Raw genomic sequence first — 13191 nt, forward strand, 5'->3', positions numbered from 1 at the left:
CATCCCGGACAGCCAGGACCGTTTCTCCCCGGCGGCGAACTCGACGTACGCCCGCGCCCACTTGACCGCCCACTCGTCCTCGGCGCCGGGACCGACTGAGTTGAGGCAGCCCCCAGCCAGTCCGGCCGTCGTGGTAGTTCCGGTGGTACGCCGCCCGGCGGCCCGGGGGTGGTGACGAGCACGACCTCGTCGCGCACGGTGAGCGGCTGACCCGCCGATAAGCTTGGTCGTGCGACTCGATCATGCGGCTCTGCTTCTGGCCGGGGGTGTCGGGTCCGGGCTGACCGGGTCGATGGCCGGCCTGGCCTCGCTCATCAGCTATCCGACGCTGCTGGCGGTGGGTCTTCCGCCGATCGCCGCCAACGTGACCAACACGGTGGGGCTGCTCGCCAGTGGGGCGGGCTCGGCCGCCGGTTCACGGATGGAGCTGCGCGGGCAGGGGCCACGGATCCTGCGGCAGAGCGGCTACGCGCTGCTGGGCGGCACGGCCGGGGCGATCCTGCTGATGAGCACCACGTCGAGCGTGTTCGAGCGGATCGTGCCGGTGCTGATCGCGCTGGCCGCGCTGGTGCTGCTGCTGCGCGATCGGCTGCGCGGCTGGTACACCCGGCCGGGCACGGTGTCTACCCGGCTGCCGCTGGGCTTCGCGGTGTTCCTGATCGGCGTCTACGGCGGTTACTTCGGTGCGGCCGCGGGCGTACTCCTGCTGGCCGTCCTGTCGATGTCCGCGGTCGAGCCGCTCCCCGTCAGCAACGCCGTGAAAAGCGTCGTGCTGTGCGCCTCGAACGCGGCCGCCGCCATCCTGTACGCCGTGATCGCCCCGGTGAACTGGACCGCCGCCCTGCTGCTCGGCGCCGGCTGCCTGGTCGGCAGCTGGATCGGCCCGGCGCTGGTCCGCCGGACCCCGGAACGGCCGCTGCGCGTCGTGATCGCCCTGGCCGCTCTGGGGCTGGCCGCCTATCTCTGGCACGACGCCGGCTGAGCCCGGCCCGCTCCCGCCGGTCGGCCGGTCAAGCCGGACCCACTCCCGGGCCGGTCAGCCGGTCAAACCGGCTGAGCCGGACCCACTCCCGGCGGTCGGGCCGGTCCGGCCGGCTGTCCACGGCGGTGAGCCGTGGACAGCCGGTCGGTCGCCTCGGCGCCGACGGCGGGGGGCCGGTCGTCGGCGGAGGCGGCCCGGGTGGGACGGTCACCACCCGGTAGTACGGAGATGAGGTCGGGAACGCTCACCTCGTACCGGGAGAGGTCAGGCCCGGCCGCCCGGGACCGAGACCTGGCGACGGGCCAGGTCTTCGAGGATCTCGGCCGTCGAGGACGTGCCGAAGCGGGTCACGCCGACGCCGGCCATCGCGATCATCGCGTCCAGGGTGCGGACGCCGCCGGACGCTTTGACCTGCACCTTCGCGGACACGGCGGAGCGCATCAGCGCGAGGTCGTCGATGGTGGCGCCGGTGGGCGCGAAGCCGGTGGAGGTCTTGACGAAGGCCGCGCCGGCACGCTCGGACGCCCAGCAGGCGGCCAGTTTCTCCTCGTCGGTGAGGTACGCCGTCTCGAGGATGACTTTGACGTGGGCGGCGCCGGCGGCTTTCACGACGAGGCCGATCTCGTGCTCGACGGCGGCGATGTCGCCGGAGCGCAGCCAGCCGATGTTGAGGACCATGTCGATCTCGGACGCGCCCTGGTGCACGGCCAGCTCGGTCTCAGCGATCTTGATCTCGGTGGCGGTGCTGCCGTGCGGGAAGCCGATCACCGTGCCGACCGCGACCTTGGTGCCGCGCAGCAGGTCGACGGCGACGGACACGTCACAGGGCCGGACGCAGACCGAGGCGACGTCGTACTTCTTGGCGATGGCGCAGCCTTCGCGCACGTCCTCGAGGGTGAACTCGGGACGGAGGATGGAGTGGTCGATCATCTTGGCGATCTGCGGCACGGTGAAATCCATGACACCGAAGACTACCTGTCTATACAGGTAGCTGTCTAGACAGGTTTGGCGGATCGGTAAGGTGAGCGGCATGTCCGGGGATCCCGATTTCGCGCCGCGCTACTTCCGCATCGAGCAGTCGCTGCGCGCGCTCATCGCCAAGTCCCGGCCGCACGACCCGCTGCCGTCCGAGCCCGAGCTGGCCCGCGAGCACGGCGTCAGCCGGATGACCGCCCGCGCCGCGGTCACCCAGCTGGTCAACGACGGTCTCGTCTACCGTGCCCCGGGACGCGGCACGTTCGTCGCGGTACCCAGCGGCCCCCGCCGCGCCGACCATCTCATCCGGCTCAGCGAGGAGATCCGCAAGCAGGGCAGACGCCCCTGGGCCAAGGTGGTGGTCGCCGAACTGCGGGCGCCCACCGCGCTGGAGGCGACACGCCTGCGACTGCGCAAGGGCGACGTGTACGCGATACACCGCGTCCGGTTCGCCGACGACGAGCCGATCGCCTACGAACGGGCCATCTACCCGGGCACCATCCCCGGGCTGCTCGACGCCGACCTGTCGCTGTCGGTCCACGAGGTGCTGGTCAAACTCGGTCACACCCCGGTCCGGGGCACGGCGACGATCGGGGCGCAGTCGGCCACCGAGGAGGACGCGCGCGAGCTCGGCGTACCGGTCGGGTCGGCCCTGCTGGTCGAGGAACGGCTCATCCTCGACCAGCGCGAACGGCCGCTGGAGCTGAGCGAGTCACGGTACGCGGGGGACCGTTACCGCCTCGACGTCGCCTTCGGGGTCGAGCCGCTGATCCAGTAGGTGCAGCGGCGCCGCCCGCACCCCGGCGGCGTCCAGCGCCCGATCGTAGGCGGCCGCCGGCTCGGCCGTGACCGGGCCGGTCACCAGCGGCAACTCCGGCCGCGCCGCGTGCAGCAGCGACTCCAGCCGGCAGGACGCGATCGCACCGGGCAGCTGGACGGCCACCGCCGGCAGCCCGGCCGCCACCGTCTGCCTGACCTGCCCGCAGTCGAGCAGCCCGCCGCCGACGATCAGCACGTCGCCGCGTTCCCGCATCCGGGCCAGCGCCCGGCCGGTGTCGAAACAGTGCGGGAACGAGTCGTCGACCAGGATCGTGCCCGGGCGCAGCCGGTCCACGTCCAGGGTGGTGGGGCCGCCGCTGGTCGCGGCCACGATGACGCCCGCCGGATAGACGCCCTCCGGGCTCAGCACGATCGAGGTGGGCACGTCCAGGGTGGCGGCCAGCTCGGCGAGACGGCCCGCGGCGGACGGCAGATCGCAGAGGATCAGCCGCTCCGGGTGATGATCTTTATCAGTCAGCAGCAGGCGCAGCGAGGCCGTGCCGATGGAGCCGGCGCCGAGAATCGCCACGGTCTCGTCCCGCAACTTCCGGCCGCGGGCGGCCACCGCGGCCACGGTGGTCCGCACGACCGAGGCCGCGGTCACCGCATGGCCGGTGGTCACCCCGACCGACGTGCGGAGGTACGGCCTGAGCGCCCCACCGTAACCGGTGTGCGCCGGAATCATTCCGGCCAGCGAGACGGTACGCGCACCGTGCGCGGCGGCCAGGTCGGCTGCGGCCGCGGCCTCCTCGGCGAGTCCGGGCCGGGTGAGCTCGTCGGCGAACCTCGGCACGGCGACGAAACCGGATCTGCCGAGCGGGGTGTCGACGGTCTCCAGCAGGCGAGGACGGCGGCCGGGGAAGAGGGTCTCCCGGAGCGTCTCCCGGTCCATGACCGGCAGGAGCCGCCGGATCTCGCCGGGCAGGCCGGTGGCCAGGGCCGCCAGGTGCGCCGGGGCGGGCAGATAACCGACCAGGGCGGCGTCCATGTCCACCCTTGCGGAGCTCTCGGACGTTGCTCCACCGAAGACGACGGGCGACCGTTCGAGACCCGCACCGCTTTCGGCAGGCGATTGGTCGAGGGCGGCACCGCTTTCGGCGGGCGATCGCCCGAGGTCGGCACCGCTTTCGGCGGGCGATCGTCGGAGAACGGCACCGCTCTCGGCGGCCGCTCGTTCGAGAACGGCACCGCTCTCGGCGGCCGATTGATCGAGAGCGGCGGCGAGGTGCGCGGTCAGGTCGGCGGTCCAGCGTTCGCCGAGCCGTGAGCGGATGGTCAGGCGCAGCGTGCCGTCCCCGGTCGGGCGTGCCGCCAGCAGGACGTCCGTCCCGGGTGGCAGGGAGAGTTCCGTCTCGGGGTCCCACGACAGCCGCAGACTCCGGCCCTCGGCCGCGCCGAGCGTCCCGAAGTCCAGGTAGGTGAAGAAGTGCCGCCATCCCTGCGGCGCCGTGAACATCCGCGCCCGGGCGTCATCGACGGCGGCCGCCACCTCACCCGGCCCCGCGTCCGCGCCCGGCTGAACCGCGACCGCGGTGGCACACGGCCCGAAGATCCGCCCCACATCCGGCAGCGCATGATCACGACCGGTCACCGCGACACCGATCAGTGGATCCGGGCGGCCGGTGGCCCGGGACAGCGCCCGGTGGTAGGCGGCGAGCACCGGCGCCACCGGGGTGGTTCCGGCCGCCGCGGCACGTTCCCGCAGGCGGGCCGCGTCGACCGTGAGCCCGGCCGTGACGATCTCTCCCCCGGCGCGGACCGGCCCACCGTCGTCCGGCACGGTCTCCAGCGGCACACCCTCCAGGTGGGCGACATAGTCACGGAACGTCGCCCGTACCGGCGCCAGGGTATCCCCGTCGTAGACGGCCGGCAGCTCCCGCATCAGCAGGGCGGTGCTGTACCCGTCGCCGGCCAGGTGGTGCGCGTGGACCAACAGGACGTGCTCCCGCGGGCCGTACCGGAGCAGCCGCAATCGCACGAGCGGCCACACCGCCGGATCGAAACGGTGCGCCCGCTCCGCCGCCAGCTCCTCGACGAGTGGCCGCGGCGCCGGCTCGTAGCCGACGGCCAGCCGCACCGACGGGAGCTCCCGCTGCACCGGCGGGCGGGCGTCGCGCGGGAACACCGTTCGCAGCATCGGATGCCGGTCCACCAGCACGTCCACGGCCTGCTGGAAACGGTCACGGTCCAGGGGGCCGTGCAGGCGGGGCGCGGCCAGCCAGGTCGACGGCGTGCCGACCGCCTCGGCCAGCAGGAAGCCGCGCTGGGTGAGGCTGACCGGAAAGTCCCCACGCCCGGCGACGGAGTCCGCGGCGGGCCCGGCGCACGGCACGGACACGCCTGCGGCGACGGAATCCGCGGTCGGCACGGCGCACGGCACGGACACGCCTCCGGCGACGGAGTCCGCGGCGGGCTCGGGGTCGATCTCGTCCAAGGCCGCGGCGAGCGCGGCGAGCGTACGACATCGGAAAACGACCGTGGGTCGCGGCAGTGTGGCCCGGTGTTCCGCCAGGCTCGCGAAGAGTTCGAGGACGCCGATCGAGTCGCCGCCGAGGGCGAAGAAGTCGTCGTCCCGGCCGACCGGGGTCACGCCGAGCTGTCTCTCCCACAGGGACGCGAGCAGCCGTTCGGTGCCGGTGACCGGCGGCGAGCTCACGGTCCGCGCCAACAGCGCCCGGTCGATCTTGCCGGTCGCGGTGAGCGGCAGATCGGCCAGGAGTTCGATCCGGGACGGTACGAGGTACGCCGGCAACAGCCCACTCAGATGGGACCGCAGCTCCTCCCCGGACACCGTCGACCGCACCCACGCCACCAGACGGCCGCCCTCGACCCGGACCGCGGCCCGGTCCACGGCCGGGTGCGCCCGCAGCACCGCCTCCACCTCGCCCGGCTCGATCCGGTAGCCGTGCAGTTTCACCTGGTCGTCGAGGCGCCCACGGAACCACAGCAGCCCGTCGGCGTCGCGCGTCACCCGGTCGCCGCTGCGGTACCAGCGCCGCCCGTCGCGCTCGACGAACACCGCGGCCGTCTGCTCCGGGTCGTCGAGATAGCCGTCGGCCAGCCCCGCCCCGCCGATGTGCAGCTCGCCGGGGACACCGTCCGGGCACGGCCGGCCGTCCGCCCCGATCACCTCGACGACCGCCCCGCCGATCGGCCGCCCGATCGGCAGGTGGGTGGCGTCGACGGCCGGGGGCTCGGTGATCAGATGCCAGGTGGCGTTGATCGTCGTCTCGGTCGGCCCGTACAGGTTGGTGATGCGCTGGTGCGGCCCGAACCGGTCGAACCAGCGGCGTACGTGCGCCGGCGACAGCTCCTCCCCGCCCACGTGCACCCAGCGCAGCCGGGGCTCGGCGGTGCTGTTCTCGGCGGCGGCCAGCAGTCGCTCCCACAGCGTCGGAACCGAGCTCCACACCGTCACCCGGTCCCTGGCCAGCCGTTCCAGGAGGAGTTCCGGGTCGCGTACCGTGTCGCGGTCCCAGGCCACCACGGTCGCCCCGACCAGCAGCGGGGCCAGCAGCTGGCGTACCGAGGCGTCGAAGCAGATCGACGCGGTCTGGGCGAGCCGGTCCCCCTCCCGGTAGCCGAACGCCGCGATCGACCAGTCCAGGTAGTTGATCATCGAGCGGTGGGTGACGGGCACGCCCTTCGGGCGGCCGGTCGACCCCGAGGTGAAGATGATGTACGCGATGTCGCCCGGATCGACGTCCCGTCCCGTGCCGGCGCCACCCTCGGCGACGTCCACCAGCGTGAACCCGGACAGGTCCCGGCTGCCCGGACCGCGGACCACGACGTCCGCGCCGGCCCGGGTCAGTTGATCCGTCAGCCGGGCCGGCGGATGCGATCCGTCCAGCGGCACCCAGGCGGCGCCCGCCTTCAGGATGGCGACCAGCCCGATCACGGTGTCCGCGCCCGGCCCGGTGAGCAGGCCGATCCGTCGCGCCCCGGTCTCCGCGAGCCGCCCGGCCAGCCGGTCCGACGCGCGGTCCAGTTCCCGGTAGGTGAGCGGCACGCCGTCGCTGAGCACGGCGACCCCCTCGGGGGTGCGGGCACACTGCGCCCGGATCCGTGCCACGATCCCGCGCGTCCCAGGGCCGCCACGCTCCGGCATCCGGCCGCCGTGGTTCACGAGCATCCCACCGTCGGGGGCCATGCCCGACATCCGCCCGCCGTGGCCTTCGGGCTCCCGGCCGTCACCAACGGACGCCTGTTCCGGCCTCCGGCCGCCGTGGCCTTCGGGTTCCCGGCCGTCACCGCCGGCCTCTTCGAGCAGCGCCGCGATCTCCGCCAGGTGTTCGGTCGCCAGCCGTTCCACGGTGGCGGCGTCGAACAGCGCCTCCGGATAGTTCCAGGAGAAATGCAGCGCGCCCGCGGACTCGAAACAGACCAGCCCGAGCCGGGTGGCCGCCGACGCGGTGCCGGCCCTCATGCCGAGCACCTCCGCCCCGGTGTGCCCCGCGCCGGGGAACCGCGCGAAGCTGAAACTCGCCGGACCGGCCGTCCGCGGACCGGCCCCGTCGGCCGCCAGCATCCGCGCCAGGTCCACGGTGGAGACCGACCCGTGCCGTTCGGCTTCGAGCCAGTGGTCCCGCAACCGGGCCGCGAGCTCCACCGCCGGTTCGCCGGCCCGCACCTCGGCGAGGACCGGCAGCGTGTCCGCGAACGGCCCCACCATCCGCTCCACTCCGGCCAGCCGCGCCGCCCGCCCGGCCCGCGCCACCGACACCGGAATCACCGACTGCCCGCTCCACCGAGCCAGACACCGGACATATCCAGCAAGCAACAGGTGAAATTCCGACACCCCGGCTTCCCGGGCCCGCGCGGTCAGCCGCCGGCTGAGTGCCTCTTCCAAAACCTTCTGCTGTACGCCGTACGCGCCGCGTGGCTCGCCATCCGGATCCCCGTCGAACGGCAGGGCGAGCCGTGGACATCCGGCGAGCGCCGCCCGCCAGTGATCGAGGTCGGCTTCCACCACCGCGCCCCGCCGAGCCTCGTGATCGGCGAAGGTGGCTTCCGGGGCGGCCTCCGGCGCTGTCCCGGAGTACAGCGCCCACAGTTCGTCCCCGAGAACCGCGAGGCTGTACCCGTCCGCGGCCGCGTGGTGCACCACCAGGATCAGATGCGCCCGGCCGGCGTCCTCCACCGCGAGCACCGCCCGAACGGGCGCTTCCCGCACCAGGTCGAACGGCCGATTCCGCACCTCGGCGTCCAGCCGTTCCAGCCCCGCCGCGCTCCCGTCCCCGGGCAGCCGGACGACCGTGAACCAGGCGGGCCGCCCGGCGCCGGGCGACGCGAACCGCTGCCCGTCCGCCCCGAACCGCACCCGCAACATCGGATGCCGGCGTTCCAGCTCAGCGAAGGCCGATCCGAGCCGCTCCACGTCGACCGGGCCCCGCAGCGTCTGCCGCACATAGGCGTAGGCCGGCACGTCCGGATAAAGCCGCCCGGTGGTGACGAACGCCCGCTGCACCGGACTGAACGGGAACTCCACAGCCGCCGCAAGCCGCGCCACCAGCTCGTCGATGGTCCGGTTCTCGAAGAACAGCGTCGTCGACAGCGTTCGCCCGAGCCGCCGCTCCAGTTCCTTGACCAGGTCGACGGCGGTGAGCGAGTCCAGCCCGAGAGCCAGGAACGCCTCATCCGTCCCGATCGTCTCCGGCGCCCGCCCCAACGGCCCGGCCAGAAGCTCCCGGACCACGGCGACGAGTTCCTCCCGCCCCGGGCCGCCCGACCCGCCCACCGTCCCCGAGCCGACCCGCCGGTACGCGCCACCCTCATCCCCCGGTCCCAAGCCGGACCGCCGGTACGCGCCACCCTCATCCCCCGGCCCCAAACCGGACCGCCGGTACGCGCCGCCCTCGTCCCCCGGTCCAGCCACCGGCCCGAAGCCGAACCGCCGGTGCGGGCCGCCCATCGGGCCCAAACCGGACCGCCGGGGCGCTCTGCCCTCCGCCGGGGTGATCAGCACCTGGGCCGCGCCGACCGCGACCGCCGCCCAGAGGGCGTCCGGGACCTGCTCGATCGGCAGCCCGCCGCCACCGCCCGGCCCGTGAGCCGCGGCCAGGCCACCGCCGGCGATCAGTGGGAGGTTCACCGACACGAAGCGCCGTCCGGCCGCTGTCTCGGCGGCGGCGAGAGCATCCAGGTAGACGTTGCCCGCGACATAGTCACCGAGGGCCCCGGCCAGGCCGGGAACGACCGACGAGACCGAGGACAGCGCCACCACCAGCGGTCTCCGGTCGCCGAGGGCGTCCAGCAGCAGCCGTGTGCCGTCCACCTTGGCGGCCATCCCGGACGCCACCTCGCCGGGTGTCTTCGCCCGCAGGCTGCCCGGTCGCACCACTCCGGCGGCCTGCACCACGACGTCGAACCCCCGCCCGGCGACCAGCCCGGCCACATCGGCGGGAACGGTCAGGTCCGCCACCCGGTACTCGACGATCGCCCCCAGCTCACGCAACTCGCCGAGAAGCGCGGCCGGCGCCGCGGACCGGCCCACCAGCAGCAGCCGCGGCCGTCCACGCCGGGCCAGATGCCGGGCGATCTCCGCGCCGACCGCCCCGCCCCCGCCGACCAGCAGATAGCTGCCGTCCGGCGGCGGAACCCCCGGCTCCCCCGCCGGCGCCGGAACGAACGTCCGAACCAGCCGCCGCCCACCCCGCCAGGCGACGATCTCCGCGGGACCGGCGGCCGGCGGCACGCCCTTCTCCCACTCGACGGCGGCCCGCCGCCGCTCCGCCGGGTCGTTCGAGCAGAGGTCCACGATCCGTACGCCGGCCCTGGGGTTCTCGTCCGCGAAGGCCATCGCCAGCCCGGCCCACACCGCGTGTGCGGGGTCGGGCCGCTCCGCCCCGGCCGGATAGAGGTCCTGAGTGATCAGAAGTAGACAGCCGTCGCCCGGCACAGCGGTGATCGCCGGTAGCGCGCCTGCCACCGCTCCACCGTCAGCGGCGACCACGGTGACCTCGCTGCCGCCGGCTCGCGCCCGCGAACCTTCGAAGTGTTCCGTCTGCCGTCCCGGCGAGCCGGCGGCCGGCTCGGCCGAATCGTGGCGCTCCGTCGGAGCCACGATCCACGCGGGGGTCGACAGCACCGGCGGCAGCGGGTCGGTGACCCAGTGACGGCGGCGCTGGAAAGGATAGGTGGGCAGGTCGTCGACACGACGGGCGCCGGCGTCGAGGCGGGCGCGGTCGAGAACGGCCCCGCGCAGCCACAACTCGGCCGCCGTCCGCAACAGCCCGGCCGCGTCCAGACCGGCCCGGATCACGACGGTCCCCCGTCCCGCGTCGGCCTCTCCCCCCACCACCGCTGGATCAGCGGCTTCCCCGCGTCCGGTGGCGGTCTCCGCGGGGGCGACGGCTCCGGGACCGGCGGCGGCTTCTGAGACGGTCGCCGCCTGGGGGACGGCGGCCACTTCGGGGGCGGCGGCTCCGGGACCGACGGCCGCTTCAGGGGCGGTCGCCGCCCGGGGGACGGCGGCCACTTCGGGGACGGTCGCTACCCGGGGAACGGCGGCCACTTCGGGGACGGTCGCTACCCGGGGAACGGCGGCCACTTCGGGGACGGTCGCTACCCGGGGAACGGCGGCCACTTCGGGGGCGGCGGCTCTCGCTGCGGCCGCTTCGGGGGCGGTCGCTGCCTGGGGGACGGCGGCTTCCGGGGCGGCGGCGGTTCGGGTGGGGGTTGCGGTTGTGGCGGCGGTTGCGCGTACCAGAGGAGAGAGAGTGACCGATGCGCCCAGCTCGACCATGGTGTCGTAGCCGGCCGCGCGCAGCCCGGCCGCCGCTGCGGCGAAACGCACCGGGCGCACCGCGTGGGCGGTCAGATAGTCGGCGTCGAAGGCCGCGCCCCACTCTCCCGTCACCGTGCTGAGCAGGGGAATCCGCGACTGGCGGGCGTTCGGGGCGTGGGCGGCCAGCGCGGCGGCGACCGGTTCCATCGATGGGGAGTGGAAGGCGTGGGAGACCGCCAGCCGTCGCGTGGCCGTCCCGCGGGCGGCGAGTTCGGCCTCCAGCCGGTCGATCGCCTCGTGCGTGCCGGCCAGGACGGTCCGGTTTGTGGCGTTCTCGGCGGCGACGGCCACCCCGGACGGGAGCGGTTCGAGGTCGGTGACCGCGGCCGCCACGGCGATCATCGCGCCGGGCTGCGCGAGTTCGGCGGTGAGGCGGCCGCGTTCGGCGGCCAGGACGACCGCCTCGACCGCGGTGAGCTGACCCGCGGAGACGGCGGCCGCGAACTCGCCGACGCTGTGCCCGGCGACCGCGTCCGGCCGGATCCCGTAGGCGGCCAGTTGCGCGGCCTGCGCCACCGCGAACGCGACGACCAGCGGCTGCGTGACTTCGGTGCGGGCCAGCTCGGCGGCGGTCACGTCGCGGCCGGTGCACCAGGCGGTCAGCGTGCGCCCGGCGACCTGGCCGGCCGCGGCGGACACCTCGTCGAGGACGGCGCGGAAGACCGGCGCGGTCGCGTAGAGGTCCGCGCCCTGGCCGGGTCGCTGCGTGCCCTGGCCGCCGAAGAGGAACGCCACCCGGGCGGGCCGGCCCAGCGGCGGGCCGGGCTCCACCACGGCCAGTCGCTCTGAGAGATCATTTCCGGTCACCAGTGCGAACCGGTACGGTCCGTCGTCCCGTGCGGCGGCGACCGTGGCGCAGACGTCCCGCGGGGAGAGCGTGGGATGCGCCCGTAGGTGGGCGGCCAGATCGGCGGCCGCCGCCCGCAGCCCGGCCGCGGACCGAGCCGACAGGGTGAGCAGATACGGGCCGGCGCCGTCGCGCCGCGCCGGCTCCCCGCCGGAGGGCTCGTTGCGGTGGGCGGCGGTGAGGATGACGTGGGCGTTCGTGCCGCCGAAGCCGAAACCGTTGACGCCGGCCACCAGCGGGCCGGTCCAGGGCCGGCGGGTCGTCGGCACCTCGAAACCGGCGGCGGCCAGGTCGAAGCGTGGGGACGGGCGATCGTGGTGCAGTGACGGCGGGATCTCCCGGTGCTGGAGAGCGAGGATCACCTTCACCAGGGCGGGCAGGCTGGCCACGTTGAGCAGGTGTCCGATGTTGGTCTTGACCGAGCCGACCAGGCGGGGGCGGCCGTCGCCGCGGGGCGGGAAGGCGTGGGCGAGCGAACGCGCCTCGATCGGGTCGCCCACCGGGGTGCCGGTGCCGTGCGCCTCCACGTAGGTGACGTCCGCCGGATCGACGCCGCCGTCCCGGTAGGCGTCGGCGATCACCTCCCGCTGGAGCAGCGGGTTCGGGGCCATCAGGCTCAGCGAACGGCCGTCGTTGTTGACCGCGGTTCCGCACACGACGGCAAGGACACGGTCGTCCCCGGCGTCGGCGAGACGGGTCAGCACCAGCGCGGCTCCGCCCTCGCCCGGCACGAACCCGTCGGCGCCCGCCGCGAACGCCCGGCACCGGCCGGTCGGCGACAGGGCCTGCGCGTCCCCGAGAAGGGATTCTCCGGTGGCGGTCAGGTTCAGGTTGACGCCGCCGACCACCGCGACGTCGCAGTCCCCCGCGGCCAGGCTGAGGCGGGCCAGGTGCAGCGCGACCAGCGCCGAGGAGCAGGCGGTGTCGACGGCGAGGGCGGGACCCCGCAGGTCGAGCAGGTGGGAGACGCGGGCGGCGATCAGGTTCCGCAGCGTGCCGGTGAGCGCGTGCGGACCGCCGGCGCCGGTCATCAGCTCGGGATAGCCGCTCTCGCCGACGGCCGCGAACACTCCGATCCGGCGGCCCCGGCGGCGCGGCCCGGCGTATCCGGCCCGTTCGAGCGCCTCGTGCGCCAGTTCCAGGAAGATCCGGGCGTGCGGATCGAGCAGGCGGGCCTCGTCCGCGCCGATCCCGAAGAACTCGGCGTCGAACAGCGCCGGATCGTCGAGGAACGCACCGTGCCCGCCGCCCGTCCAACGGTCGACCGGGCCGACGCTGTCCCGCCCGCCGATCAGGTTCGCCCAGAACCCACCGGGCGTGTCCGCCTCCGGGAACCGGCAGGCCATCCCGATCACCGCGAGCCGCCCGGGTCCGCTCGTCGCCGCCGTCGGCTCACCGGCGCCGACGGTCCCCTCTCGCGCCGCCCGATCCACGATCCCGGGACCGGCGACGGTCTCACCGCGCAGCAGGCGGTCGGCGAGCGCCGGCACCGTGGCGCAGTCCCGCAACGTCGCCGGATCGAGCGGGCGGGCGAGGGCGTCCTCCAGGCCGGCCAGCACCTCCATGGCCGCCAGCGAGGAGCCACCGATCGCCAGGAAACGGTCGTCCGGCCGGATCGTCTCCGCCGGAACCCGCAGCACCCCGGCCCAGACCGTCCGGACGAGCGCCTCCATCTCCGGCCGGGTCCGCGGCGCCGCCGACCGGGACAGGGCCGAAGGACCGGCCGCTCCGGCCGGCGCGGGCGGCCGGTCCGGTCCGGATCGGGCGGACGGCGCGGGCGGC

Annotated in this window: 4 protein-coding genes; 2 read left to right on the top strand and 2 right to left on the bottom strand. The window is 74.6% G+C overall.

Annotated elements, in window-relative coordinates:
• Window positions 1-229 precede the first annotated feature (229 nt).
• Window positions 230-982 carry a sulfite exporter TauE/SafE family protein gene (locus AB0I88_RS15625; protein WP_361023713.1) on the top strand — a complete coding sequence of 251 codons (753 nt, stop codon included), beginning with the start codon at window positions 230-232 and terminating at the stop codon, window positions 980-982.
• Between the two features lie 264 nt (window positions 983-1246).
• On the opposite strand, the gene deoC is transcribed toward AB0I88_RS15625, so the two are convergent.
• Complete coding sequence (deoC, locus tag AB0I88_RS15630) at window positions 1247-1942, bottom strand: deoxyribose-phosphate aldolase (RefSeq protein ID WP_361023716.1); 696 nt, start codon at window positions 1940-1942, stop codon at window positions 1247-1249.
• A 70-nt stretch (window positions 1943-2012) separates the two neighbouring features.
• Between deoC and AB0I88_RS15635 the strand changes: the two genes are divergently transcribed.
• Window positions 2013-2735, top strand: coding sequence for a GntR family transcriptional regulator (locus tag AB0I88_RS15635; protein ID WP_361023719.1), 723 nt, complete (start codon window positions 2013-2015; stop codon window positions 2733-2735).
• Here the strand turns inward: AB0I88_RS15635 and AB0I88_RS15640 are convergent.
• Window positions 2670-13082 carry an amino acid adenylation domain-containing protein gene (locus tag AB0I88_RS15640; protein ID WP_361023722.1) on the bottom strand — a complete coding sequence of 3471 codons (10413 nt, stop codon included), beginning with the start codon at window positions 13080-13082 and terminating at the stop codon, window positions 2670-2672. The genes AB0I88_RS15635 and AB0I88_RS15640 overlap by 66 nt on opposite strands.
• Between the last annotated feature and the right edge of the window lie 109 nt (window positions 13083-13191).

The organism is Actinoplanes sp. NPDC049802 (genome assembly GCF_040656595.1).
Classification (GTDB): Bacteria; Actinomycetota; Actinomycetes; order Mycobacteriales; family Micromonosporaceae; genus Actinoplanes.